Source organism: Methylomonas sp. MgM2, assembly GCF_054172045.1.
Genome location: NZ_JBSYXO010000035.1, coordinates 1 through 24748, shown reverse-complemented (window position 1 = coordinate 24748; position 24748 = coordinate 1). Strand labels below are relative to the sequence as shown.

Genomic DNA, 24748 nt, shown 5'->3' with positions numbered 1-24748 from the left:
GTCTAGCCGCTAATACGAGCCATGACCCGGATTGCGCGAAGCACGTGGAACACCAACGGCCATGCCAGCGTGCCGGATAGGACCGGATACCAGAACGACAAGGGCAGCCTATTGGCGGCCTGCATGCTGGCCATGCCGAACAAGAGGCCTTGCCCGCACATCAGGCAAAACAAGACAAATAGGCACTGTTGCAGCAATGGGAATTGGCGCAAACGTCGATGTTCTTGAATGCTTAAGAAGCTGACGATGGCGTAAATCAACGCATACTGGCCCAATAAATGTCCCGTTAACACGTCGGTGAACAAACCGACCCAAAAAGCCGAAAACACGCCGAAGCGGTCGGGCAGGGCTATCGACCAGTAAATCAATACCAGAACCACCCAATCCGGGTTGAATACATCGAGGCTCGGAAAAATAGACATGGCGCGCATTACCATCGCGGCGGCAATGGTGCCGACGAAACAGAAAAAGGCTATCGGGTTAAGGGCTGACATTTAGCTGTTTATTTTCGATAGATTCCGACGTAAGGTTGGTATCGTCTAAAACTATGGGAGTCGAATCGCTCCAAACGATCAAAAATTCCCGGCTGCTTTCGAGTTTGGCTTTAGGCGTCGCATATATATTGGCAAACGATTTGTCGGGCCTGCTTTCGAATTTGTCGACAACCGCTACCGGATATCCGGCCGGAAACACACCGCCTAAACCGGATGTGACCAAAAGGTCGCCCGGTACGATGTCGGCATTTTTGGCTAAAAAAGGCAAGTGCAGACGGTTCGGCTGACCGGTGCCGAAAGCGATGGTGCGCAAACCGTTTCGATTGACTTCCACCGGTATCGCGTGGTCCGGATCGGTGATCAGCATGACTTCGGAACTGGATGGCAGGGTGCGCACCACCTGGCCGACAATGCCGTTGGCATCGAGCACCGGTTGCTCGGGATGCACGCCGAAACGAGAACCTTTGTTCACTATCACGGTGTGCTCGTAAGGCATGAGTTTGACCGACAGCAATTCGGCGATCAGGACTTGTTCGCCTAATTGGAATGAGTTTTCCAACAGCATCCTTAGGCGAATGTTTTCCCGTTCTAAGGCGGCTAGCTTCAAAAGCTTGGCATTGTTAATGAATTGTATGTCCTTCAATCGCTGATTTTCTTTTTGCAGTTCGACGTACGAAGTCACCGTTTCGGAAAACGCTCTGACGCTATCGACCGGAAAACTGGCGATGACTTGCAGCGGATAGGTAACGAACGACAGGATGGAACGCACTCGATTCAAATAGTGTGTCCGAAAATCGGCGACCAACAATGTGATCGAAACTATTACCGCTACTAATAGCCTGGTGTTTAGCGATGGGCCTTGGGCAAATAACAGTTTTATGGCAAAACCTCTAAAAAGAATGTAACGACTTAAGGGTGTGTCGACGAATCTAAATTAACACTAAACATAGCAACAAATTTCCGGATGTCGTTGCGGCTCCATAAAGATTGATGCATAAAAAAAGACAACTCAACCATCGAGCTGCCTTTATTTTACAGATTTGGCGTACTGATTGAGAGGACTAAATCTATTCCAGTGAGAACGCCGACGCTCCTTTTTTATCGAGCATTTCCAATACCATGCCACCGCCTCTGGCCACGCAGGTCAGAGGATCGTCGGCAATATGCACCGGCAGCCCCGTTTCTTCGGCGATCAGGCGGTCTATGTCTTTTAACAAGGCGCCGCCGCCGGTTAACACGATGCCGCGGCTGGCCACGTCGGCGCCTAATTCGGGCGGTGTCTGTTCCAATGCGACTTTGACGGAACTGACGATACCGGATAGAGGTTCCTGCAGAGCCTCCAGAATCTCGTTGCTGTTCAGCGAAAAACTGCGCGGAACGCCTTCGGCCAGATTGCGGCCGGTCACTTGTATTTCCATGACTTCGTTACCCGGATAGGCCGCCCCGATTTGATGTTTGATTTTTTCGGCGGTGGCTTCGCCGATAAGCGTGCCGTAATTTCTACGCACATAACTGATGATCGCATCGTCGAAGCGGTCGCCGCCTATCCTGACCGACGCCGAATAAACGATGCCGTTCAACGAAATGACGGCGACCTCGGATGTGCCGCCGCCGATGTCCAGCACCATGGAGCCGTGAGCGGTATCGACCGGCAGACCGGCGCCGACTGCCGCCGACATGGGTTCTTCGATCAAATACACCTCGCGGGCGCCCGCCATCGCCGCCGATTCGCGAATGGCGCGCCTTTCCACCTGCGTCGAACCGCACGGCACGCATATCAAAATGCGCGGACTGGGGCGCAACAACTTGTTTTCATGTACTTTTTTGATGAAGTAGCGCAGCATGCGCTCGGTGACGGCAAAATCGGCAATCACGCCGTCTTTCAAAGGACGTATTGCCGTGATATTGCCAGGCGTGCGGCCCAACATGCTTTTGGCTTCCGCGCCAACGGCCGCGATGGTTTTTTGTCCGCGTACTTTGTCTTCTTTAATAGCGACTACGGATGGCTCGTTGAGGACGATACCTTGGCCAGGCACGTAAATCAGCGTGTTTGCCGTACCTAGGTCGATAGATAAATCGTTAGAAAATAGGCCCCGAATTCGTTTGAACATGTTTACACCAAAGCGCACAGAAATCCCCATACTTTAACAATCAAGCGGGCAGTAGAGCAAGATATAAAGTATTATATTTGGATTAATTAACATGGAGCTTGAATGATGTCGTTGACGGCTAGTGACGTAAAAAAAATCGCCTACCTTGCCAGGTTGGGCATAGACGAACAACAGATAAACGGTTACGCCAATGATTTGTCAAATATCCTGGATTTAATGACGCAAATGGGCCAGGCCGACACCGCGGGCGTAACGCCGATGGCCCATCCGTTAGACCAAATGCAGCGTCTGCGCGATGATCAAATCACCGAAAGCAACCAGCGTGAACATTTCCAAAGCATCGCGCCGCAAACCGAAGCGGGATTGTATTTGGTTCCTAAAGTTATCGAATAAATAAAGATTATGTATAACAAAACCCTGACCGAACTGGCAGCAGGGCTGCACAGTAAAGACTATTCCAGTGTCGAGTTGACGCAGGTGTTCTTGAATCGTATTCGTCAACACCAAGACTTGAATGCCTTCATCACCGTCAGCGAGGAACGCGCTCTTCAGCAAGCGCAAGCGGCGGATCGGAGCTTGTCTGCAGGCAATGCTTCCGCCTTGACCGGCATACCTATTGCGCAGAAGGATATTTTCTGTACCCTGGGTACCAAAACCAGTTGCGGTTCCAAAATGCTGGACAATTTCATCGCACCTTACGATGCGACCGTGGTCGAGAAATTCAACGAGTCCGGCGCGGTGATGCTGGGCAAATTGAACATGGACGAGTTTGCGATGGGGTCGTCCAACGAAACCAGTTACTACGGTCCGGCGCGTAATCCGTGGGATACCGACTGCGTGCCGGGCGGTTCGTCCGGCGGCTCTGCTGTCGCAGTGGCGGCGCGTTTAACGCCGGCCGCCACCGGCACCGATACCGGCGGTTCGATTCGGCAGCCGGCGGCTTTGTGCGGCATCACCGGCTTGAAACCGACCTACGGTCGGGTATCCCGGTACGGCATGATCGCGTACGCATCGAGTTTGGACCAGGGCGGGCCGATGGCGCGTAACGCCGCAGATGCCGCTTTGCTGCTGCAAGTCATGGCGGGCTTCGATTCCAAAGATTCGACCAGCGTCGATCGGCCGGTTCCCGATTACAGTGCAAGCCTGAACGGCGATCTCAACGGCTTGAAAATCGGCTTGCCCAAGGAATTCTTCAGCGATGAATTGGACGACAATATCGGAGCGGCGATTCACGCCGCCGTAGCCGAGTACGAAAAATTGGGCGCCCAAATCAAGGAAGTTTCGATGCCGAATCTGAAGCTGGCGATCCCGGCCTATTACGTGATCGCCTCGGCCGAATGCTCCTCCAATCTGTCGCGCTACGACGGCGTGCGTTTCGGCTACCGCTGCGAAAATCCGGCCGATTTGACCGATCTTTACACGCGCTCGCGCGGCGAAGCCTTCGGCGCCGAAGTCAAGCGCCGTATTCTGATGGGGACTTATGCGCTGTCGGCCGGTTACTACGACGCCTATTACTTGAAAGCGCAACAGGTGCGCCGTCTGATCAGCGACGATTTCAAGCGGGCCTTGTCCGAAGTCGACGTGTTGATGGGGCCGGTCTCGCCGTCCACCGCGTTCCGCATCGGCGAAAAAACCAGCGATCCGGTGCAAATGTATTTGGAGGATATCTATACGATTGCGATCAACCTGGCCGGCTTGCCGGCGATGTCGATTCCGGCCGGTTTCGTCGGCGGTCTGCCGGTCGGTTTGCAAGTCATCGGCGATTATTTCTGCGAATCCAAATTATTGAACATCGGCCACCGTTACCAGCAGGTGACGGATTGGCATCGACAAATACCTAAAGGTTTTGAATAAGCCTCATTTTCCGAATAACAAAGGAAATACAGCATGAACTCACAATGGGAAGCCGTCATAGGCTTGGAAATTCATACCCAACTTTCCACTAAATCGAAAATCTTTTCCGGCGCATCGACCGCTTACGGCGCGGAACCCAATACCCAGGCCTGCGCGGTCGACTTGGGCTTGCCGGGCGTGTTGCCGGTCTTGAACAAGGAGGCCGTGCGCAAGGCCGTGACATTCGGTTTGGCCATCGATGCCGAGATTGCGCCGCATTCGGTGTTCGCCCGTAAAAACTATTTCTATCCGGATCTGCCGAAAGGTTATCAAATCAGCCAGTACGAACTGCCCATCGTCGGCAACGGCCATCTGGATATCGATGTCGACGGCGAAACCAAGCGCGTCGGCATTACCCGTGCGCATTTGGAAGAAGATGCCGGCAAATCCTTGCACGAAGACTTTCACGGCCTGACCGGCATAGACCTGAACCGCGCCGGTACGCCGTTGCTTGAAATCGTTTCCGAACCGGACATGCGTTCGGCCAAGGAAGCCGTGGCCTACATGCGCAAGCTGCACGAACTGGTGCGGTATCTGGAAATCTGCGACGGCAACATGCAGGAAGGTTCGTTCCGCTGCGATGCCAACGTTTCTGTGCGCCCTAAAGGCCAAGCAGAATTCGGTACCCGTACCGAGATTAAAAACATCAACTCCTTCCGTTTCGTCGAAAAAGCCATCAACTACGAAATCGAACGCCATATAGACATACTGGAAGGCGGCGGCAAAATCGTGCAGGAAACCCGTTTGTACGACGCTAACAAGGACGAAACCCGTTCGATGCGCAGCAAGGAAGAAGCCAACGACTACCGCTATTTCCCCGATCCGGATTTACTGCCGGTGGAAATCGAAGAATCGCTGAAAGATGAAATTCGTGCAACCTTACCCGAATTGCCGGACGCCAAGAAAAGCCGTTTCATAGCCCAATACGGCATGGACGGCGAAAGCGCGGCGACCTTGACTTCTTCGCGCGAACTGGCCGACTTTTACGAAAAAGTCGTCGCCGAATCCGGCGGTGAAGCCAAATTGGCCGCCAATTGGATGACCGGCGACGTGCTGGGCGCGTTGAACAAGGCCGGCCTGGAAATCGGCGATTGTCCGGTCGATGCAGGCCGATTGGCCGGCTTGTTGAAGCGTGTCGCCGACAACACCATCTCCGGCAAGATCGCCAAACAGGTGTTCGACAAATTGTGGAACAGCGCGGCGACGGCCGATGAAATCATCGAAACCGAAGGCTTGAAGCAGATCACCGACACCGGCGCGATCGAAGCCATCGTCGACGAAGTGATCGCTAAGAATCCGGTTCCGGTCGAACAGTACTTGGCCGGCAAGGATAAGGCGCTGATGGCCTTGGTCGGCCAGGTCATGAAAGCGACTCAGGGCAAGGCGAATCCCGGGGAAGTGAATAAGATGCTGGTGGCGAAGTTAAAAGGCTAGGGTGCCTTTTGATCCGGCTTTGTCGAAAATGTAGGTCGGAATAAGCCGTTAGGCTTTTCCGGCATAAGCAGTGTCGCTATCGCGACGGATTGATTTGAAGTCGGTTCTCGGACCGACGGCCGAGGATACTTTCTTTTGCATCGCCAAAAGAAAGTATCCCAAGAAAAGGCGACCCGGATGCCGCGTGACTCACTCGGCACATCCATGTGCCTCGCCCTACGGGTGCGATGCATGCAAATCGGCTATCCTGCCGATTTGTCCTGCGCGCCGAAGGATTTAAACAGGATTTTCCGAAGGGGCTTCCCAGCCCCACGAAAAACGCGATGCATCCCTGCATCGCCCCTAACGGGCTAGTCCGCTCAAACCCTCCGGTGCTCGGCGCGGCATAACGGGAAAAAACTAATCCAGCCTATCGGCTATGCTGGCCAATAGGTTGCTATTCACAAGAACCGCTAGGGGAAATTATGGACTTACAAGGAATATCTTTTGGAGACCGTGTTGCTGAGAATGAGGCAGACAAATTAGCTACTTACTTTGTAAAAACAGAACAATGGGAGTCATTAAAGAATGGTGAAGTAGATGTCGTATTTGGTCCTAAAGGTTCTGGTAAAAGTGCGCTTTATACTTTGCTTTTAAACCAAGATAATTTATTCACCGATAAAAATATTATTTTAATTTCTGCTGAAAAACCAACTGGTAAAACAGTTTTCTCAGACATAACTAGTGAACCTCCGACTAGCGAAAATGAATTCATAACTCTTTGGAAAATATACGTTTGTCAGCTGATTGTCAATAAATTGCTTGAAAATGACCTGTGCAATGACGAGGCTGAATTTGTGATGAATAAATTGAGAGAGGCTGGGTTAATTGATGATCAAAATACTTTACAAAAATTAGTTAACAAGGCTTTGCGTTTTGCAAAAAGACTTATTGATGTAGAGTCGGTTGAAGGCAGGGTTACCCCAGACGGCATTACTGGAAAAATAACTTTTCGCACACCTTCGGATGAACTTGAAAAGAAAGGTTATGCCTCAGTTGATGAGCTTATAGAGAAGTTAAACGTTTACCTTAAAAAAATTCAAATAAATATATGGGTTTTGTTTGACAGACTTGATGTTGCATTTGATGAGTCATTAGATCTTGAGAAAAACGCACTGAGGGCATTATTTAAGGTATATAGAGACATTGAAGAGTATACAAATATCAGACTCAAAATATTTCTACGAGATGATATATGGAAAAGAATCACAAATGAGGGTTTTCGCGAGGCTAGTCACATTACTAGATCAACTACAATTTCATGGTCAGATAGGAATTTAAAAAATCTTATTATATCTAGGAGTTTAGATAATAATAAGTTATTGGAGAGATACAACGTTGATAAAGATGAAATATTAAGTGATTACACTCGACAAGAAGAATTCTATTACCAATTATTTCCTAAACAAGTTGAGGCTGGAGAGCGGCAGTCAGATACCTTTAATTGGATTAAAAGTAGAGTTAAAGATGGTTTAAGCAACATAGCCCCTCGTGAGCTAATCCATTTTTACAACGAAGCTATAGCTAACGAGAGAAAAGAGCAGAATATAGGAAATCATAACATAGAGAGCCCTAATCTAATTAGTCGACAAGCTATCAAAAATGCTACTAATGAAGTTTCAAAAGTCAGAACTGAACAGACTATATTCGCTGAACATCCTGATTTAAAGATCTATGTTATGGCTTTGGAAAACTCTAAAGCTGAACATAATTTAAAAACATTATCTAGATTATGGAGTGTTGATGAAAAAAGATGCGAAGAAATTGCAAGTTATTTATCTGAAATAGGTTTCTTTGAATTAAAGCCTGCAAAAACAGAAAAATTGTATAAAATCCCTTTTTTATATCGATATTATTTGCAAATATCTCAAGGTAAAGCATATTAATCGGGATCGCAGCTTCGATTTGCGTAGATAAATCGGACAAATGTTTGTGGCTCTATGTGAAATACCGTGGGTAAGTAAACTGAAGCTTACCGCATAAGAAGTAGATCATATTGCTGAAATTATCGATATTTCGATAGCCTCTGGCTCGTCGTTTAGCGAGTTGAACCTTGTGATTGATGCCTTCAAGAATGCCGTTGGTCAGACGAGATTCGACGAAGTGAACAATTCCGTTCCAATGCGAAATAACGGTTTTGGCAAAGGCTTGGAATGCCGGGATGTTGGCGGCATTGACTTCGGCGCACCATTGCGCCAAAAAGGCATGAGCGCTGCGTTTGTCGGGCATACGCCAATATTGCACCGTATAAAGCAAAAAAACAGCGTGCAAAAATGCGGCGTATTTTGGACTCCATTTTTTTCATCCCATCTCAGGTGCAAATAATATCGGTTTGAACGCTCGTCAGTTGCCATTAATTCCGGTTAAAAATAGCGCTGATTACCGGTATGTGGGATTTTGACTGCAGGTTGCCACATCCAGATACCGCCGCCAGCCTTCGAAATCGTCAACATCCCATTGTTCCGGTAATTCGTAAACCTTTAGTTTTGCCCGAGAAGCTCTGATCCGGGTTTCGGTCATCACGTTTTGGTTTCCCCAGACCATGTTTCGGAACAAAGTCGGCTGCGGCTCGTTCAGACCGACTAAAACATAACCACCGTCCGCAGCCGGTGCGAACACCGCGTCGCACCCGTTTTTCAAAGCCAACAGCGCCGAACGCAAGTCGCCGGCACTCAGACTCGGGCAATCGCAACCGGTCAAGATGGCGTGACGGCCTATTGAAAGCGCGTCGCTAAACGCATGCAGCATTCTTTCGCCGAGATCGTTACCGTGCTGGGCGGCAAGGGTCAGAGGATAATCCCGAGCGCATTGTTTGAAGAAAGGGTGTTCGGTATCGGGTGAGCAATAGAGCCGGACCTGGCATAAGGGTGCTTCGAAGGCCCGGGCCAGCGTCAGCTCGGTCAACCGGATATGCGCCGAAACGGCTTGTTCGGCGCTCAATGCCGGCTGCAATCGGGTTTTGACTTGACCCCTTACCGGCGCCTTGCAGAAGACCAGTAATACGCTGTCGGAAAACTGATATTGCATGTCACCGCTTACGCAGAGGTTCGAACGGTAAGGTGAGCATATGAATAAGGCCCAGTTCGCTTATATCGCGAAAATCCTTTAAGCCGATCGGCATTTCGGTCTGAGGCTGGCGGGACTCGGCGCAGTAGGTTTTGAACAATCTGTCCCAGCACGATATCGAAAAACCGTAATTACTGTCGGTTTCCGGTTGAAAGCTGGAATGGTGTATACGATGCATGTCAGGCGTTACCAGTAGATAACGTAATCGGCGTTCGAGTCGTTCAGGCAGATAAACATTGCCGTGGTTGAATAAGGCGCAGCCGTTTAGGATCATTTCGAAGGCGATGACCGTCGCCGGCGCCACCCCAAGCAAAACGACCAGAACGGTTTTGTATAACATGGACAGCATGATTTCAAGCGGATGGAAGCGTATCGCCGTGGTGGTGTCGAAATCCAGGTCGGTGTGATGGACCTGATGCATGCGCCAGAACCAGCGCCAACGATGGGCCGCAATATGCTGGGCGTAGATGGCAAGGTCTAATAACAGCAGGCTGAGCAATACGCTGAGCCAAGCCGGCCCCGCTACCAGATTGAACAATCCAAGACGGTGTTCGGCCGACCAGCTTGCCGCCAGCCATGCTGCGGCGCCTATGCTGATACGCATGACCGCGACATTCAAGGCGGCGAGTCCCAGATTAATCGGCCAGCGCTGTAGGCGTTTTTGACTCAAGGAACGCTTGGGGCTAAACATTTCCCAGCCTGCCATGATGGCTAGAATCAATAAAAAAACGCCGAAACGTAAAAGTGCTTCCATGGTTAACTCCGGTAATAACGGGCAGCCAGCTTATCAGGGTCCGCGCCGAAAAAATACGCCAAGCGCAACCGCCACATCAGCAACACGGTTTTCAACACGCCGTGATTTTGCCAGCGCCGGGCGGAGGTGGTGACTTTGTCGTGCAAACAGCATGGTTTGCCTATTTTTTTCAGACGGTCGCTGATGGCGATGTCTTCCATCAGGGCGATTTCGGGGAAGCCGCCGACCGCGGCAAATACCTCGCGGGTTACGAAGAGTCCCTGATCGCCGGTGGCGATGCCCGTCAGACGCGAGCGCCGGTTCATCATGAAAGCGATGAGTCGATAAATGGCTTGGCGATTGTCGAATCGAACGTCGAAACGTCCCCAACGGTAGCCGCGTTCGACCGCTGTCAGTATTCGATGAACGGCTTGCTCCGGCAATAATGTATCGGCATGCAGAAACAATAGGATATTCCCGTGCGCCTTGCCGGCACCGGCGTTCATTTGCCGGGCGCGCCCTTTTTCCGAAACGAGCAGTTGATCGACCATGGTTTCGGCGAAGGCGGGATAACCCTCGCTGCTGCCGCCGTCGACGAGGATGAGTTCGCATAGCGGACGCAAGGCTTGTAAAGCCGGAAGTATGCGGTTGAGCTGATAGGTCTCGTTTAGCACCGGTAGGACGATGCTGATCTTGGGCTTCATGAAGCTTGTTTTTCCAGCGCGCCGCCGCAACTGCTGCCCTGGCCCGCGGTACAGCCGTAACAGTGCGCCGCCGTCGCAATCGGCGCGCCGGTCAAGTCGGCCGGCGACAACTCGGAAATATGCCGCCTGTTGCCGGCCGCTAACGGCATTGCCAACATTTGGTTGAAATCGCAATCGTAGACGTAACCTTGCCAATCGATGCTGAGGGTGCTGCGGCACATCAGGTGTTCCAGGTTGTCGGCGTTGAAGCTGTCGTGTAGTAAGGTTAAATACTGGCCGAGCCGGCCTTGGCTGACCAATAGACTGCCGAAACGTTGGATGGGCATGTTGGCAAGCGCGTAGAGTTTGTTAAATACAATGCCGTAATCTTGCCGTAAATGTTGTTTGTAGGTTAGTTCCAGCTGCTGTTGATCCGGCGGCAATACGGCGCCTTGCGGGTTGAATACCAGGTTCAGTTTTAATTGACCGTGTGGCCGGCCATAACCCAGTGCATTCAATTTTCTCAATGCGGCGATACTGGCATTGAATACGCCTTTGCCGCGCTGTTTGTCGACGTTTTGTTCCAGATAGCAGGGTAGGGAAGCGATGATTTCGACTTGCTTTTCAGCCAGAAACTCGGCCATTCCGGCATAATCGGGTTCCTCCAATATCGTCAGATTGCAGCGATCGATGACGCTTATGCCCTTGCCGCGCGCCTCGGCCACCAGTTCACGAAAGCGCGGATGCATTTCCGGCGCGCCTCCGGTCAAATCCAGGGTTCGAATGTCCGCGGTTTCGGCAAAACGCATCACTTGCCGTAGCGTTTGATTGCTCATCAGTTCGGTACGTTTGGGCCCGGCGTTGACGTGGCAATGCACACAGCTTAGGTTGCAAAGATAACCCAGGTTGATTTGCAGCACTTCCAGCGCTTTACGGAATATGGCCGGAAAGTCGCTTTCGATCAATAACGGTTTGGTGTCATGCATGCTCAATCCTTGGAAAACCAAATGTCGCCGTAGTATGCCAAAACCCGGCTATTGCTGTTATCGGTGTCGGTCATCAAGGCGACGGCATCGATGTAGCGGATATCTTCTCCGAGCAGGTTTTTAAGATCGGCCAAGACGTTACGTTTTTCGTGCCGCCAGGTATTCAAAGGTGCTTCCGGTCCCCGCACGGCCAACATCATCGCATGGCGGCCGGCAAAGGCGTTGGGCCAGACTTGGTTTTGAGCCGAGTTACCAGCCCAGACGTAATTGATGGCGCGGGTCCGCCAAAACGCCCAGCCGCCGCTGACGACGACGTAAATGCGGGCGGCGTAATCGTCGCCGCTCTTGCTTTGTTCGTCCAATCCGGGTAAGCGGTTTTCGATGCGCCATGACCAGTTTAGCCACGGTGTTTGCTTTAAGTCTATCCGTTGTTCCTTGAATAGGCCGGAAGCGGCATCTCGGCTTTCGGCCCGCAAAACCGTCGTGCCGTCGAGCTTATATAATGCGTACGACGTTTCCGCCTTGAAACGTTTGCTTTCCCAATCCGCCAGATTATCATGGCTGAAGTCGCCGATGGCTAAGCGGCTTTCATCTGCTGGCAACGGCATTTGTACCAGTGCGAGCAAAAGGACCGATATCAATTTCCAGCGGCTATTTCTTGCTAAAAATGCGGCTTGATCCGAGCCTGGGCAATCGTAGGAGCTGTTATTCATCGCTGGAAGCGGGTTGCAGACGTTTCGACACTATCGGCATCAAAGATAAAAAGCCTAAAAGCGTGAGTGCCAGTATGGTTTCGCCGGAAAGCAGTTGATCGAGGCGCTCGATTCTGCCTAACGATTGGCCCAGATTGGCAAAAATGAAGCTACCCGGAATGATGCCGATAAAAGTCGTGAGCAAATAGGTGCGCATCGATACCGAGGTGAAAGCGGGCGCTATGTTGACCAGCCAGAAAGGAAATAATGGTACCAGCCGCAAGAATAACAGGTAATTGAAGGCGTCCGACTGAAAGCCATCCAGTATTTTTTGCGACAAGGCGCTGCTTTTTAAGCGTTCTGTCGCCCAGTCCGCAAACAAATACCGCGCCAACCAAAATACCGCGCCGGCGCCTATCGTCGCGGAGACCACGATTAACACGGTACCGGCCCAACGCCCGAACAAAAAACCGAGAAGTAACGATAGTACGGTGCCGCCGGGCAGACTTAAGGCCGTGGACAGACTGTAAGCCATACCGCAAGCGAACAACATCGCGACGTAATGTCTATCGGTAAACTCGGTCAATGCCAGCCTATGTTCGCGGATATTGTCGAGACTCAAGGTCTCGGGGCCGCCGAATAGGAAAAAAGCCATGATCGCTATCAGGATTAGCCAAATGATCTTGTTCTTTTGCATGAATCGCTCCTTCTAGACTGAAAAACAACGGAAGATATATCGACAACTTTACCGGTAATAATTCCCAAATCCGGTTAGGCGACACAGCGGCGATTCGTGTCGGCTCGCCGCCTGTCACCATTTATGCCAAGGCACCATCGAGCGCATCGATTTCGTAGCCGGGTTTGCCAGTTGGAGTGGCGACCGTAGCGGTAAATCGGCAGGTTACGACAATCCTTGCATTGGTGTTGCTTCGTAACGTTGATGCTATCGTTTTCGGGGCCGATTCGCGCGCCGGCAAAATTCGTTACAACTTTAAATGTCTTAGTCTCAGTGCATTCAAGATCACCGATACCGAGCTAAAACTCATCGCGGCGGCGGCGAGCATAGGCGACAGCAAAATGCCGAACAATGGATAGAGCAGGCCGGCTGCTATCGGTATGCCGGCGCCGTTATAGAAAAATGCGAAAAAAAGATTTTCGCGAATATTGCGCATGGTCGCCCGACTGAGGCGTATCGATTTTGCAATGCCCAATAAGTCGCCTTTGACCAATGTAATGCCCGCGCTTTCCATCGCGACGTCCGTTCCGGTACCCATGGCAATGCCGATATGAGCCCGAGCCAGGGCCGGAGCGTCGTTAATACCGTCGCCGGCCATCGCGACGAATCGGCCTTTGGATTGGAGTTGTTCGATAATTTCGACCTTTTGTTCGGGCAACACTTCGGCATGTATCGAGTCGATTGCCAATTGGTTGGCGACGGCCAAAGCAGTTAGCTGATTATCGCCGGTTAACATGACGATTTTGATGCCGTCCGCATGTAATTCGTTAATCGCGTTCACCGTCGTGTCCTTGATCGGGTCGGCGACGCCGATGAGGCCGGCCGCTTGCCCGTCTATCGCAATCATCATCACGGTAATGCCTTTAGTCCGCAGTATTTCGGATTGCCGGAATAATTTTTCCGTCGAAATGTTCAGTCTTTCGAACAATTTAGTATTTCCGGATACGACGGTACGGCCGTCGACTTCACCTATGACGCCTTCGCCGGTGTACGAGCGAAACTGTAAAGGCTCGATCAATTCGAGTTCGCTCATTTTCGCGCCTTTGATCACGGCATCGCCCAAAGGGTGTTCGCTGGCCTGTTCCAAACTAGCAGCCAGGCGCAATATTTCAGTTTCTGCGAAATCCGATACCGAGACTACCTTTACCAGCTGCGGCTTGCCTTCCGTCAGTGTGCCGGTCTTATCCACTACCAAGGTGTCGACTTTTTCCATGAGTTCCAGGGATTCGGCATTCTTGATCAAAATGCCTGTGGTTGCGCCACGGCCGGTACCCACCATAATGGATAAGGGTGTCGCTAGGCCCAGTGCGCAAGGACAAGCGATGATTAAAACGGATACCGCATTGACGATGGCATATGTCAGCCTGGGCTCCGGGCCGATCAGGAGCCAAATTGCGAATGTGATCAGGGCGACCAGAATGACGCTGGGCACAAAGTAGGCGGCTACTCGGTCAGCCAATCGCTGCATCGGGGCTTTTGAGCGCTGTGCTTTAGCGACCATATCAATGATTTGGGCCAATACGGTATCCGAACCGACTTTGTCGGCTCGCATCAGCAGACTGCCTGTGCCGTTGATGGTGGCGCCGATCACCGAGTCATTAGGCATTTTCAGGTTTGGAATAGGTTCGCCTGTGACCATGGATTCGTCTACATGGCTTTCACCACTAATGATTTTGCCGTCGACCGGCACTTTTTCTCCAGGGCGTATGCGTAGCGTATCTCCAACTTTTACGTGTTCCAATGGAATGTCTTCTTCCGTACCGTTGTCTTTGACTAGCCGTGCCGTTTTAGGGGCCAATTCCAACAACATCCGGATCGCGGCATTGGTTTTGGACCGGGCATGCAGTTCCAGAACTTGTCCAAGCAACACTAGGGTAGTAATCACCGACGCGGCTTCAAAGTAAACCGCAACCAGACCGTTTGGCATGCGCATGACAGGCGGAAATAAGTTAGGCAATATCAAGGCCACCACACTGTATGTCCAGGCCACCAGTACGCCTAAGGTAATCAGCGTGAACATATTCGGATTTCGATTATGAATCGATTGCCAGCCTCGCACGAAAAAAGGCCAGCCGCCCCACCACACCACCGGCGTCGCCAACAAAGACTCGATCCATTGTAGGCTTCGCATCGATAGCCACTCAGGCAACCGAGCCGGAAACATATCGGCGAACATGGCCAGTACGAATACGGGTAGCGTTAAACATGCGCAAAGCCAAAATCGGCGGCTCATATCCGATTGTTCGCTGCCTTGGTCCGGACCTTTTACTGTTTTTGGTTCCAGCGCCATGCCGCATTTGGGGCAATGTCCCGGATGCTTTTGTACGACTTCGGGATGCATCGGGCAGGTATATTCAGTCCCGGTGCCGGGGGTCGGATCAACGACGGGTGCCAATTCCATCCCGCATATCCGGCAAATGCCCGGCGCATTTTGTAGCACGTCGGGATGCATCGGACATGTGTAGTTTTGTGCGGTGTTTGCTATTTCGGTCGTGCTGTGTTTGTTCATACGGACCTCCGCCTGCACTTGTGATCAATTGCGAATGCGTACTGCGATGCTTTGTCTATCAACCAAATTCGGCCGAAGCAGCAGCGTCTGTCATTTAGAAGAAAGTCACGTGCTTTCGTTCCACTTGTTACTGATCAGACGCAATGGCCGCCTTCGGTTTCGTGCCACTGCGTCGCACATTGCAACGATTAAATTCGAATTTAGCCGTGTATGCCTAACGCAATTCAGCCAACAAACGTTCAATCATGTTTTCAGCTTGCTGCCGATAACCGCCGCCGAACAAGTTAAGATGGTTAATGATGTGATAAAGATTATAGAGAGTCTTGCGAGTTTTATAGCCGGTGTCTAAGGGATATTCGCTTCGATAGGCTGCATAAAAATCCGCTCCGAAACCGCCGAACAATTCCGTCATTGCGATATCGGCTTCGCGGTCGCCGTAATAACAGGCAGGATCGAATATGACCGGGTTACCGGATTCATCGGCCGAGGCGTTGCCGCCCCAGAGGTCGCCGTGCAGCAAGGATGGGTGAGGGCGGTAATCGCTGAAAAAGGCCGGGATTCGTTCGAGCAGCTTTTCGCCGCTGCGCTGCAGGCTGCCGGTATAACCCTTGTCCGCGGCGAATTCCAATTGTTTTCCGAGCCGTTGCTGTTGCCAAAAGCCGGTCCAATCGTCGTTGCGGGCGTTGTGCTGCGGCGTGGAACCGATGGTGTTGTCGATATGCCAACCGAAAAACGGTTGAGTTTGGCGGTGCAGCCTGGCTAACTTTTCTCCGAAAAGGCCGCTGCTGCCGCGCAGACCGGTCAGCTCGATGTATTCGAGTACCAGATAGGCTTGGCCGCCACATAGGCCGTGGTCTATGACTTTCGGAATTCTGACTTGTCCTAAACCGGCTAACTCGTCTAGCCCGGCGGCTTCGGCGGCAAACATGTGAGCCAAAGAGACGCGGTTGGTTTTGACGAACCAATCGGCGTCGTCGCATTTCAAACGATAGGCGGCATTGATATCGCCGCCGCCGATGACGTTTAGCCGCGGGTTTTCCAACTTAAGCCCGCTGATTTGGCGCAGGCGTTGAATCAGGCTGTTGGAAAACGACATGGTTAGACTCCTATTGGCTCCAGCTGTCACGTAAGGTGACGGTGCGGTTGAAGACCAGTTTACCCGGTTTGCTGTCGATGGCATCGACGCAAAAATAGCCGGTGCGCTCGAATTGATAACGGGTGTCGGGGCTGGCGCCCGCCAGGCTGGCTTCTACCCGGCAATCGGTCAATATTTCCAAGGAATCGGGGTTCAAGGCGTCGAGGAAATTGTCCAAGGTATCCGGATTCGGATGGGCGAACAATCGATCGTACAAACGGATTTCGGCCGGCAGCGCGTGTTGCTCGGATACCCAATGGATGACGCCTTTGACTTTGCGGCCCTCCGGGTTTTTGCCCAAAGTGTCCGGGTCGTAACTGCAACGCAATTCAACGACGTTGCCCGCAGCGTCTTTAACGACCTCATCGCATTTGATGACGTAGGAACCGCGCAAACGGACTTCCCCGCCCGGTACCAAGCGCTTGAAACCTTTCGGCGGATTTTCGGCAAAATCGTCTTGCTCGATCAACACCACTTTAGAAAACGGCACTTCGCGCACACCCATTTCCGGCTTCTGCGGGTGGTTGGCGATGCGATAGGTTTCGGTTTTGCCGTCATCCCAGTTTTCGATGACGACGCGTAACGGCCTCAATACTGCCATGGCGCGGCTCGCGCTTTCGTTTAGGTGTTCGCGAATGCAATTTTCCAACGCCGTCATTTCGATCCAGGAATTCTTTTTGGTTACGCCTATGCGCTCGCAAAAATCCCGAATCGCTTCCGGCGGCACGCCGGCGCGGCGCATGCCGGAGATGGTCGGCATGCGGGGGTCGTCCCAGCCCGACACGCGTTTTTCGGTGACCAATTGCAGTAATTTACGCTTGCTGACGATGGTATATTCCAATTGCAAGCGCGCGAACTCGATTTGTTGCGGATGACAAGGCGTTTGCAGTTTATCCAAGACCCAATCGTACAAGGGCCGGTGGTCTTCGAATTCCAAGGTACAGATGGAATGGGTGATGCCTTCCAGTGCATCGGAAATGCAATGGGTGTAATCGTACATCGGATAAATGCACCAGGCGTCGCCGGTACGATGGTGGTGCACGCGGCGGATGCGGTAAATCACCGGATCGCGCATGTTGATGTTGGGCGAGGCCATGTCGATTTTAGCCCGCAATACGTATTGGCCGTCGGCGAACTCGCCGGCGCGCATGCGGCGGAACAGATCCAGATTTTCTTCGATTGTGCGGTTGCGATCGGAACTATCCTTGCCCGCTTCGGTTAAGGTGCCGCGGTCTGCCCGCATTTGTTCTGGCGTGGAGCTGTCGACGTAGGCGTCGCCTTGTTCGATCAATTGCGCCGCGCATTGGTATAGCGTTTCGAAATAATCGGACGCGTGGTAGATGCCCGCCCATTTAAAGCCCAACCATGCCACGTCGTATTCTATGGCTTCCATATATTCGACGCTTTCCTTTTCGGGATTGGTGTCGTCGAAGCGTAAGTTACAGGTGCCGTTGTTTTCTTCCGCCAGCGTGAAATTCAAACAAATCGATTTGGCATGACCAATATGCAAATAACCGTTCGGTTCGGGCGGGAATCGTGTGGCAACTTTACCGTCGTTTTTGTTGTTAGCCTTATCTTCGGCAATGATGTGTCTAATAAAATTAGCTGGAACGTTGCTTTCGCTATTGGACATGTGTCGATGTTGAAATTGGAAAATGAAAAATGAAGGAGCGCGGCGTCTGATCGCGTTTTTAATATTCTAACGAGTTTGGCATGTTTTCGGAAGGAGTGCCATTGTCGGTAAAATCGAACTTTTACCGTATAAGCATACCTAATGGACAGTTTGTTTTCTGAAATTATTAGCACTCTTGGCTAACGAGTGCTAAAATCCAATCAATGTAGTTGTTACATCTAAGTAGAGGTGACTATGAATAATATGTTGGCGTTGCCGGTAAATTTATCAGTTGGGACATTCGACAGTTATTTAAGCGTAGTGTCGCAAATGCCAAAACTGACTGCCGAGCAAGAGTACGACTTAGCTGTCCGTTACCGCGACGAGGGCGATCTCAACGCGGCGCGCGAATTGATCATGTCCAACCTTCGCTTCGTGGCGCATGTGGCTCGGGGTTATGCCGGCTATGGTTTGCCTATGGCCGATATCGTTCAGGAAGGCAATATCGGGTTGATGAAAGCGGTCAAACGATTCGATCCCGATATGGGCGTACGCTTGGTGTCGTTTGCAGTGCATTGGATCAAAGCCGAGATTCACGAGTACGTGATCAAAAATTGGCGTATCGTCAAAGTGGCGACGACTAAGGCGCAGCGTAAGTTGTTCTTTAATCTGCGTAAATTCAAGAAAGACTTGAGTTATTTGACGCCGAACGATGCCGAAGTGATTGCTGAAAATCTGGACGTCGACGTTAGAACCGTTTACGAGATGGAACGGCGCCTGGATGGTCGCGACATTAGTTTAGAGCCTTCCGATAACGATAGCGAAGATAACAGCGTGGCGCCGATTGCTTATCTGGAGCAGCATAATGCCGACCCTGCGTTATTACTCGAAAACAGCGATTGGCAAGGGCGTAAGGAAGAAACATTGATGGAAGCGATTGAAGGTTTGGACGATAGAAGCCGAGATATTCTAACAAGCCGTTGGCTAACGGAAGATAAAGCAACGTTGCACGAATTGGCTGAGCGTTATAATGTTTCAGCGGAACGTATTCGACAATTGGAACAGAATGCGATGAAAAAACTTAAAGCGGCCGTGGTGCTGGTTGCTTAATCTGAAACGTAAAAAAGTGCTTGCCAAGGTGATTTTTGTTTCTTATAATGCGCATCTCTTTGCCGGGGTGGTGAAACTGGTAGACGCGCCGGATTCAAAATCCGGTTCCCGCGAGGGAGTGTCGGTTCGATTCCGACCCTCGGTACCATCTACTCGTTCGGAGTAGTTCAAAGAAATTTAAAAACCCGCTAATCGTAAGGCTTAGCGGGTTTTTTATTGTCCGTAGAAGTTCAACGGGGTATGGGGACATACACCCAAAACAGTGACACGATTAGTGATACGCGCTAAATTATGGCCGAATCGTATCACTCCGTATCACTTTCGGTGTCACTCTATGGCCAGAAATCTCAATAAAGACACGGTCTACAGGGCTGCCAAGCCTAAAGACAAAGACTACACCATCAATGACGGCGAATGCCTGTCACTGTTAGTCAAATCCAACGGTTCCAAACTTTGGCGCTTCATTTACCGGTTCAACGGAAAGCAAAACCGTTTGGGTTTTGGTTCGTATCCGGAAACATCCCTGGAAAATGCACGTCGTAAAGCCGAAGCCGCCCGCGAGCAATTGGCCAACGGCATAGATCCCAGCGAAACACGAAAGGCCGACAAGGCAGCCAAGCAAGATGCAGTCGAACAAGAAAAACGCCTGGATGCCGGTTTGCCGCTGATTAACAGCTTTGAATATGTCACCCGTGAATGGCTGGCGTCGACCGCTCACACTGTCCGCGACATTACCCATCAAAAAAAACTCCGCCGATTCGAACTGTATGCATTCCCGGCAATCGGCCAAAAGCCGATTGGTGAAGTAAAGTCGCCGGATATCTTCGCTATCGTGCGGCCGCTAATCACCAAAAACCAACTGGAAACGGCACATCGGGTGCGGGCCGACATCAGCGGCGCCTTTGCCTATGCCATTGCTCACGGCTATACAGACTACGACCCAGCACAATCGGTAGGCGCTCAAATACCGGCACAAAAAGTGAAACACAACGCAGCCATTACCGAACCGAAAGAAGTCGGCCAACTGCTTCGGGACATAGCCCACTATCAAGGCACGTTTGTTGTGCAATGTGCTTTAAGGCTATCGCCTTACCTATTTCAGCGGCCGGGCGAAATTCGGCAAATGGAGTGGAAAGACATTGACTTGATAGCCAAGGAATGGCGTTACTTTGTCACCAAAACAGAAACGCAACACATAGTCCCATTATCGTGCCAGGCGGTAGAAATTTTGGAATCCATCAAACTGCTGACCGGTAACGGCCAATATGTTTTCCCGTCCAGTCGTGGAGACGGTAGGCCTATGTCAGACGGCACGATCCGCACCGCATTAAAGACGCTTGGATATCAAAGCGACCAAATGAGTGCCCACGGTTTCAGAACCACTGCATCGACGTTACTTAATGAACAGGGCTGGTCTCCGGATGCGATCGAGCGGCAGCTATGCCACATGCCGAAAGATCAGGTGAGGGCGGCATATAATCGAGCGCAATATTTGAACGAACGCCGGCGGATGATGCAGGCATGGGCTGATTATCTGGATTCGCTCAAGAATGGAGCGCAGGTCATCCAATTTCAAGCACGCCAGGCATAGTAAAATGCCACCTTATATCGAGCAGAGGAACAAAATATGATGCCACCATCGTTTCGACTACTCTTGGCTGCCTTCATACTTATTGCATTGACGAAAAACGATGCATTCATTCTCGCCTTTTTAGCCATACTGGCTTATATCGTAGTATCCGGAGTGATCAATATTTTGCGAATACTATTTTTCTAGTGCCGGACTCATTAAGAGAGCACGGTCAAAAATTTACCAAGCCCGTACGCTGGGCGGCAGACTTGGGCGAAGGGGAATATTTGTTCTACGCGGAAGACTTCGAACTCGTCGACGCCGTTTATATTCCATAAGCTGGCGACGCGCCAATACCACCAAAAACATGGCGCTTCGTGCAGGTACGGATATTTTTCCAAAAATGGCGGATTAAGTTCAGCCGGTTTACTGTATTCAAATGTCAAATATCCGGACTTTCCAAATATCAAATCCACAAAAGATCAAGACTGCGGCAACATGCGCGGCGACTGGGTGAGAATAGGCGGTGATTTTTCCAAGGTAATACAGCGTGAAAAGTCCGCAAAAGAAGAAGCCAGACGCCAATAATACCCACACAGATACCCGTGTATCGGCTTTAGGTTGGAGCGGGCCGCTACCGCCGCCTGCCGCGTTAGAACAATTCAATAGCATCATAGACAACGGCGCTGAGCGCATCTTTAAAATGGCCGAGGCCGAACAAGCCGCACGCCAGGCCAGAGAAGCCGAAGCCGCTCAGTACGAAATCACCAAACTGGACGCCAGACAGTCGGCGCGGCCAATGGCTAGGGTTTACGATTGCCATATCAGCCGTTATCGCCGCATCAGCAACCGCCTATTTTGGCGCGCACCCCGCAGTATCAATCGCCTTGGTAGGTGTCCCCATTCTTGGGATCGTCAAGGCCATCATTAACAGTCGAAGCGATAGGTAGCATTAGCTACCTAAACTGGATTACCCTTTAACAGCTGGTCACGTTCGGCCTTGCTGAGCGTGTTCAACAGGTTGGCGGCCATTTGGAGCGTAGACGCGGCCGGCGGGTTGATGTAGTGCTTAAAACCAATGGTGGCCACGAACGTGGCGCCGCAGTCTTTGGTATTTTTGCACTGGCAATACAGATCGGCAACGGTTTTGGCGTCGTTTAGATTGTTGCGCGAGGTGATGCGGGCTTTTTGGTGGCAATTGGGGCAATAAACAGTCATGCGAATTCCGGTTGACGGTTGGAGACTTGAATTGTAAAAGCTTTAGTGCACTGGGTATTTAAGAAAAAGCCATGAACGAACAAAGCAAACTCAAAGCAGGCGATTTCTGTGAAGGCGATTTGGGAGAAGGTGGCGTATTGATCGATATCTACGACCCGTCATTACCAAACGCTTTACGAGAGATGGCCGACACTTACGATCCGCCGGCGAGATTTGTCGTCAAGCAAGGCGACGGCGAATACGATTTATTTTCCGAGGATGGCGAAGAATTAGACCTAGTTTGGGACTGTTTTTAACCTTGCCTTTTGCCTAATCGAAAATTATGATTTTCAGTATTTTCGCTGTCACAGACCGGTGAAACACCCGTGAAACATGGGATTGACACAAATAAGGGCAAGCTATGAAACCAATCAAACTATATGACGAACGAATTGGCGATATGACTTTCAAGCACATCTCCCATAACAAAACAGATAACCCGGGCCGACATGCCGACCGGTATAGAGTGATTAAAGCTTCTCGGAGCCGTCGTCTTTATATGCACCGTTGCCCTATGTGTGGCTCCCAATTCGAAGGCATTCAAATGGCGGTGACATGCTCCCCTCGCTGCCGTAAACAACTACAGCGTCTGCGGTCTGGCGACAACAAATGATTGATCCGGATGAACGCCTTTTATGGTGCTAAATCTCATCACCATAACCAAAGATTTACCCGGGCTGATAGCGTGCCCTCATCGAATAGGAAAAGCCCTCGACATGATATAGAATGAACATCGATGAACGTCATTGAACACCACAACACGCCATGATTCAACTACCGCAACCAACCGAAGAGCTGCTATTACATGCCGCATCCGCATCGGGCGAAACCCCGATTCAATTTCTAGACAAATTGCTATCCGAATACCTGGAAGAAATGGACGATATCAAAGCCGCCCAAGCCGCTAAGGAAGAACAAGGCGGTATTAGCCTAGAAGAATTTCGGGCCAAGCATGGCGTATAACATCATCCTCAAGCCCAGCGCCCAAAAATCAATCCTAAAACTACCAAAAACCGTTCAAACCAGAATCCTAGATGCCATTCAATCGCTAGCAGAAAACCCATTGCCGAATGGAGCCAAAAAACTGCGCGGACCTACAGACCTTTGGCGCATCCGCATTGGAGACTACCGCGTGATTTATTCGATTGATGCCGGCATTCTGGAGGTCCATGTGCTGGTTGTCGGTCATCGCTCTTCCGTCTATAACTGATTCCGATGGATGATCCGGCCGGCCGGGCGACTGACCTGACTCGATGTAAGCTTATGCTCACATGTACTTGCTTTTCAAAATCAAGCATAACCTTAAAACCACCTAACGCAGCGCAGCCCACAGGAACAGGCCGACGACGAAAGCCACGGTGGCACCGGTCCAGAACAGGATATTAGCCAGCCAAAACACCGTCCAAAAGTAAGGCGCAATGGGAGGGCTGGAAAGCAGGAATAAAGCGGCCAATATCATGGCGGCCACCGCATGATCTTGCCGTCTGCTGGGCAAGCCTAAATACCATCTCTTTAATCTGCTAAACATCACCGATCCCCTCACATAGCGCAGGCAAAAGCATTCCGGCATCGTTGCAGAATTATCCGGAAACCAAGCCAAACGCAAGTGGAAAATAGAACAACAAACCAACCGGCAATGCCAGCTACCCTGCATCTTGGCCGTTTGGTTATAATCGACTCGACCGGATAGCCCGACGGGGCGAACGCAGGCATCGCTAACCTGTTTCCGGTTAACCTTTCTTGGCGGCTTTCACTTTTAGCGGGGTGAGTTTTGACAACTCAAATTCAAGCATTTTTTGATATTGATTCGAAAGAATTTGTAGAAGCACTTTCACAAAATATTCTTGAAACTCAACAAGAAATTCGAGCTGAAATATCGACATTCACTGAAAACGATAAAGAAAAAATTAAAATTATAGAGTCACTATACAAATCAATATTTAGTGATGCTGTATCAAGCCATGAAAAGCGCGGCGGAGAGTTTTCAAATCACATACAGAAATCAGAAAAGAAAGCTATTAAAAAAGGATTTTCAATAAAAGAAATACGATTATCAAGATTGGTTTACGTAAGCGGACTTGCAACAGGCTATTTTTGTGAGTCGAAAATTTATGAAGCCATTCGTATGTTATCTATAACAAATAAATACCTTGGTGAGTACCAAGGTGTTATTGGTTGGAACAGTATTTTTAATTACAAGCCAGGATCTTCATGCCAGAACTCGTTCAGACGAGACACATTAATAAAGCTGATTTTCGGAATGTCAAAGTCTGCATACAAATGCTCTATAAAAGACATTGATAAATATTCAAAGATGCTATTTCATAGCCTATCTAATAATAAAATTTATTGTCCTATAGAAAAAATCAAACAATATTTAGTCGAAGCACATGGCGCAAAATCTTTAATTGAAAACAATGAATATAACAACGCTGAGATTGTTCCAAATGAAGATAAAAACGATATGTTGCTAATTATTTTAGGTATAGCAATTGATAAGTTCGACTACGACCTAAATAAAAAATCAAATAAGGCAACTGGAGAAAATTCGGAAGTATCTATGTAAGTATTGGTAGCACTATAAGCAATGATACTATCAAAATAGTCTTAGCAGGCTGTTGATTTTATCGCCCCCGCAATCCGCATTGATTCGCTGAGCCAGCCGCTAGATTAACTTATAAAGCATTG

General features: G+C 50.4%; 25 protein-coding genes, 1 tRNA gene and 1 pseudogene. 12 read left to right on the top strand and 15 right to left on the bottom strand.

Translation table 11 applies throughout. The features are described from left to right. Positions 1–2: 2 nt before the first annotated feature. The 3 genes from mreD to ACW73I_RS19065 all read right to left on the bottom strand — a co-directional run bounded on the left by mreD (position 3) and on the right by ACW73I_RS19065 (position 2605). Positions 3–494, bottom strand: coding sequence for a rod shape-determining protein MreD (gene mreD, locus ACW73I_RS19075; protein ID WP_458031019.1), 492 nt, complete (start codon positions 492–494; stop codon positions 3–5). After that, complete coding sequence (mreC, locus tag ACW73I_RS19070; RefSeq protein ID WP_458031042.1) at positions 481–1368, bottom strand: rod shape-determining protein MreC; 888 nt, start codon at positions 1366–1368, stop codon at positions 481–483. Before mreC ends, mreD begins: the two co-directional genes overlap by 14 nt. 193 nt (positions 1369–1561) lie before the next feature. Continuing rightward, a complete protein-coding gene (locus tag ACW73I_RS19065; RefSeq protein ID WP_458031018.1) occupies positions 1562–2605 on the bottom strand; it encodes a rod shape-determining protein in 1044 nt (347 codons plus the stop codon). 105 nt (positions 2606–2710) lie between these two features. Here ACW73I_RS19065 and gatC point away from each other — a divergent pair, with 105 nt between their 5' ends. From gatC to ACW73I_RS19045, 4 genes are all read left to right on the top strand, one after another. Continuing rightward, entirely contained in the window at positions 2711–2998 is a 288-nt protein-coding gene (gene gatC, locus ACW73I_RS19060; protein WP_458031041.1) for an Asp-tRNA(Asn)/Glu-tRNA(Gln) amidotransferase subunit GatC, read from the top strand. 9 nt (positions 2999–3007) lie between these two features. Next, the gene (gene gatA, locus ACW73I_RS19055; RefSeq protein ID WP_458031017.1) at positions 3008–4459 is read left to right on the top strand and encodes an Asp-tRNA(Asn)/Glu-tRNA(Gln) amidotransferase subunit GatA; all 1452 of its coding nucleotides are present in this window, start codon (positions 3008–3010) and stop codon (positions 4457–4459) included. Positions 4460–4492: 33 nt separating this feature from the next. After that, positions 4493–5932: an Asp-tRNA(Asn)/Glu-tRNA(Gln) amidotransferase subunit GatB gene (gatB, locus tag ACW73I_RS19050; protein WP_458031016.1), complete on the top strand. Its 1440-nt coding sequence runs from the start codon at positions 4493–4495 to the stop codon at positions 5930–5932. A 464-nt stretch (positions 5933–6396) separates the two neighbouring features. Continuing rightward, on the top strand, positions 6397–7857 hold the full coding sequence (locus tag ACW73I_RS19045) for a P-loop ATPase, Sll1717 family (protein ID WP_458031015.1): 1461 nt from the start codon (positions 6397–6399) through the stop codon (positions 7855–7857). 52 nt (positions 7858–7909) lie between these two features. Here ACW73I_RS19045 and ACW73I_RS19040 read toward each other — a convergent pair. From ACW73I_RS19040 to ACW73I_RS18995, 10 genes and pseudogenes are all read right to left on the bottom strand, one after another. Continuing rightward, positions 7910–8206, bottom strand: a pseudogene (locus ACW73I_RS19040) (ISL3 family transposase); the annotation flags it as partial. Between the two features lie 144 nt (positions 8207–8350). Then, positions 8351–8998, bottom strand: a complete 648-nt coding sequence (locus ACW73I_RS19035) for a TIGR04282 family arsenosugar biosynthesis glycosyltransferase (RefSeq protein WP_458031014.1) — start codon at positions 8996–8998, stop codon at positions 8351–8353. A gap of 1 nt (position 8999) precedes the next feature. Next, complete coding sequence (locus ACW73I_RS19030) at positions 9000–9791, bottom strand: sterol desaturase family protein (RefSeq protein WP_458031013.1); 792 nt, start codon at positions 9789–9791, stop codon at positions 9000–9002. A 2-nt stretch (positions 9792–9793) separates the two neighbouring features. Then, positions 9794–10474 carry a TIGR04283 family arsenosugar biosynthesis glycosyltransferase gene (locus tag ACW73I_RS19025; RefSeq protein WP_458031012.1) on the bottom strand — a complete coding sequence of 227 codons (681 nt, stop codon included), beginning with the start codon at positions 10472–10474 and terminating at the stop codon, positions 9794–9796. Beyond that, a complete protein-coding gene (arsS, locus tag ACW73I_RS19020; protein WP_458031011.1) occupies positions 10471–11439 on the bottom strand; it encodes an arsenosugar biosynthesis radical SAM (seleno)protein ArsS in 969 nt (322 codons plus the stop codon). The genes ACW73I_RS19025 and arsS overlap by 4 nt, the downstream gene beginning before the upstream one ends. Positions 11440–11441: 2 nt before the next feature. Then, the gene (locus ACW73I_RS19015; protein WP_458031010.1) at positions 11442–12152 is read right to left on the bottom strand and encodes a DUF3047 domain-containing protein; all 711 of its coding nucleotides are present in this window, start codon (positions 12150–12152) and stop codon (positions 11442–11444) included. After that, positions 12145–12828, bottom strand: a complete 684-nt coding sequence (locus tag ACW73I_RS19010) for a TVP38/TMEM64 family protein (protein WP_458031009.1) — start codon at positions 12826–12828, stop codon at positions 12145–12147. Before ACW73I_RS19010 ends, ACW73I_RS19015 begins: the two co-directional genes overlap by 8 nt. A gap of 286 nt (positions 12829–13114) precedes the next feature. After that, a complete protein-coding gene (locus ACW73I_RS19005) occupies positions 13115–15376 on the bottom strand; it encodes a copper-transporting P-type ATPase (protein WP_458031008.1) in 2262 nt (753 codons plus the stop codon). A gap of 214 nt (positions 15377–15590) precedes the next feature. Beyond that, positions 15591–16472, bottom strand: a complete 882-nt coding sequence (locus tag ACW73I_RS19000; RefSeq protein WP_458031007.1) for a fructosamine kinase family protein — start codon at positions 16470–16472, stop codon at positions 15591–15593. Between the two features lie 10 nt (positions 16473–16482). Then, entirely contained in the window at positions 16483–18144 is a 1662-nt protein-coding gene (locus ACW73I_RS18995) for a glutamine--tRNA ligase/YqeY domain fusion protein (protein ID WP_458031006.1), read from the bottom strand. Between the two features lie 234 nt (positions 18145–18378). Between ACW73I_RS18995 and rpoH the strand changes: the two genes are divergently transcribed. The 4 genes from rpoH to ACW73I_RS18975 all read left to right on the top strand — a co-directional run bounded on the left by rpoH (position 18379) and on the right by ACW73I_RS18975 (position 21734). Then, complete coding sequence (gene rpoH / locus ACW73I_RS18990) at positions 18379–19233, top strand: RNA polymerase sigma factor RpoH (RefSeq protein ID WP_458031005.1); 855 nt, start codon at positions 18379–18381, stop codon at positions 19231–19233. 61 nt (positions 19234–19294) lie between these two features. Beyond that, positions 19295–19381, top strand: a tRNA-Leu gene (locus ACW73I_RS18985). A gap of 186 nt (positions 19382–19567) precedes the next feature. Continuing rightward, a complete protein-coding gene (locus ACW73I_RS18980; protein ID WP_458031004.1) occupies positions 19568–20824 on the top strand; it encodes a tyrosine-type recombinase/integrase in 1257 nt (418 codons plus the stop codon). A 529-nt stretch (positions 20825–21353) separates the two neighbouring features. Beyond that, positions 21354–21734, top strand: a complete 381-nt coding sequence (locus tag ACW73I_RS18975) for a DUF2335 domain-containing protein (RefSeq protein ID WP_458031003.1) — start codon at positions 21354–21356, stop codon at positions 21732–21734. Between the two features lie 29 nt (positions 21735–21763). On the opposite strand, the gene ACW73I_RS18970 is transcribed toward ACW73I_RS18975, so the two are convergent. After that, positions 21764–22021 carry an ogr/Delta-like zinc finger family protein gene (locus ACW73I_RS18970; RefSeq protein WP_458031002.1) on the bottom strand — a complete coding sequence of 86 codons (258 nt, stop codon included), beginning with the start codon at positions 22019–22021 and terminating at the stop codon, positions 21764–21766. A 71-nt stretch (positions 22022–22092) separates the two neighbouring features. On the opposite strand from ACW73I_RS18970, the gene ACW73I_RS18965 reads away from it, so the two are divergent. The 3 genes from ACW73I_RS18965 to ACW73I_RS18955 all read left to right on the top strand — a co-directional run bounded on the left by ACW73I_RS18965 (position 22093) and on the right by ACW73I_RS18955 (position 23270). Continuing rightward, positions 22093–22317, top strand: coding sequence for a hypothetical protein (locus ACW73I_RS18965; RefSeq protein ID WP_458031001.1), 225 nt, complete (start codon positions 22093–22095; stop codon positions 22315–22317). A gap of 508 nt (positions 22318–22825) precedes the next feature. Next, the gene (locus tag ACW73I_RS18960; protein WP_458031000.1) at positions 22826–23023 is read left to right on the top strand and encodes a hypothetical protein; all 198 of its coding nucleotides are present in this window, start codon (positions 22826–22828) and stop codon (positions 23021–23023) included. Continuing rightward, entirely contained in the window at positions 23013–23270 is a 258-nt protein-coding gene (locus ACW73I_RS18955) for a type II toxin-antitoxin system RelE family toxin (protein WP_458030999.1), read from the top strand. The genes ACW73I_RS18960 and ACW73I_RS18955 overlap by 11 nt, the downstream gene beginning before the upstream one ends. Positions 23271–23372: 102 nt before the next feature. Here ACW73I_RS18955 and ACW73I_RS18950 read toward each other — a convergent pair whose 3' ends face one another. After that, positions 23373–23588 carry a hypothetical protein gene (locus tag ACW73I_RS18950; protein WP_458030998.1) on the bottom strand — a complete coding sequence of 72 codons (216 nt, stop codon included), beginning with the start codon at positions 23586–23588 and terminating at the stop codon, positions 23373–23375. Positions 23589–23831: 243 nt separating this feature from the next. Between ACW73I_RS18950 and ACW73I_RS18945 the strand changes: the two genes are divergently transcribed. Continuing rightward, positions 23832–24626 carry a hypothetical protein gene (locus ACW73I_RS18945; RefSeq protein ID WP_458030997.1) on the top strand — a complete coding sequence of 265 codons (795 nt, stop codon included), beginning with the start codon at positions 23832–23834 and terminating at the stop codon, positions 24624–24626. Positions 24627–24748 lie beyond the last annotated feature (122 nt).

Coding starts and splice junctions, on each gene's coding strand:
- ACW73I_RS18955 (WP_458030999.1), top strand. CDS start 23,013: ATGGCGTATAACATCATCCTCAAGCCCAGCGCCCAAAAATCAATCCTA.
- ACW73I_RS19015 (WP_458031010.1), bottom strand. CDS start 12,152: ATGAATAACAGCTCCTACGATTGCCCAGGCTCGGATCAAGCCGCATTT.
- ACW73I_RS19000 (WP_458031007.1), bottom strand. CDS start 16,472: ATGTCGTTTTCCAACAGCCTGATTCAACGCCTGCGCCAAATCAGCGGG.
- ACW73I_RS18970 (WP_458031002.1), bottom strand. CDS start 22,021: ATGACTGTTTATTGCCCCAATTGCCACCAAAAAGCCCGCATCACCTCG.
- ACW73I_RS18980 (WP_458031004.1), top strand. CDS start 19,568: ATGGCCAGAAATCTCAATAAAGACACGGTCTACAGGGCTGCCAAGCCT.
- gatA (WP_458031017.1), top strand. CDS start 3,008: ATGTATAACAAAACCCTGACCGAACTGGCAGCAGGGCTGCACAGTAAA.
- gatB (WP_458031016.1), top strand. CDS start 4,493: ATGAACTCACAATGGGAAGCCGTCATAGGCTTGGAAATTCATACCCAA.
- ACW73I_RS18995 (WP_458031006.1), bottom strand. CDS start 18,144: ATGTCCAATAGCGAAAGCAACGTTCCAGCTAATTTTATTAGACACATC.
- mreD (WP_458031019.1), bottom strand. CDS start 494: ATGTCAGCCCTTAACCCGATAGCCTTTTTCTGTTTCGTCGGCACCATT.
- ACW73I_RS18965 (WP_458031001.1), top strand. CDS start 22,093: ATGAACGAACAAAGCAAACTCAAAGCAGGCGATTTCTGTGAAGGCGAT.
- rpoH (WP_458031005.1), top strand. CDS start 18,379: ATGAATAATATGTTGGCGTTGCCGGTAAATTTATCAGTTGGGACATTC.
- ACW73I_RS19005 (WP_458031008.1), bottom strand. CDS start 15,376: ATGAACAAACACAGCACGACCGAAATAGCAAACACCGCACAAAACTAC.
- ACW73I_RS19025 (WP_458031012.1), bottom strand. CDS start 10,474: ATGAAGCCCAAGATCAGCATCGTCCTACCGGTGCTAAACGAGACCTAT.
- ACW73I_RS19045 (WP_458031015.1), top strand. CDS start 6,397: ATGGACTTACAAGGAATATCTTTTGGAGACCGTGTTGCTGAGAATGAG.
- ACW73I_RS19030 (WP_458031013.1), bottom strand. CDS start 9,791: ATGGAAGCACTTTTACGTTTCGGCGTTTTTTTATTGATTCTAGCCATC.
- arsS (WP_458031011.1), bottom strand. CDS start 11,439: ATGCATGACACCAAACCGTTATTGATCGAAAGCGACTTTCCGGCCATA.
- ACW73I_RS18950 (WP_458030998.1), bottom strand. CDS start 23,588: ATGTTTAGCAGATTAAAGAGATGGTATTTAGGCTTGCCCAGCAGACGG.
- ACW73I_RS19010 (WP_458031009.1), bottom strand. CDS start 12,828: ATGCAAAAGAACAAGATCATTTGGCTAATCCTGATAGCGATCATGGCT.
- ACW73I_RS19035 (WP_458031014.1), bottom strand. CDS start 8,998: ATGCAATATCAGTTTTCCGACAGCGTATTACTGGTCTTCTGCAAGGCG.
- ACW73I_RS19065 (WP_458031018.1), bottom strand. CDS start 2,605: ATGTTCAAACGAATTCGGGGCCTATTTTCTAACGATTTATCTATCGAC.
- gatC (WP_458031041.1), top strand. CDS start 2,711: ATGTCGTTGACGGCTAGTGACGTAAAAAAAATCGCCTACCTTGCCAGG.
- ACW73I_RS18960 (WP_458031000.1), top strand. CDS start 22,826: ATGATTCAACTACCGCAACCAACCGAAGAGCTGCTATTACATGCCGCA.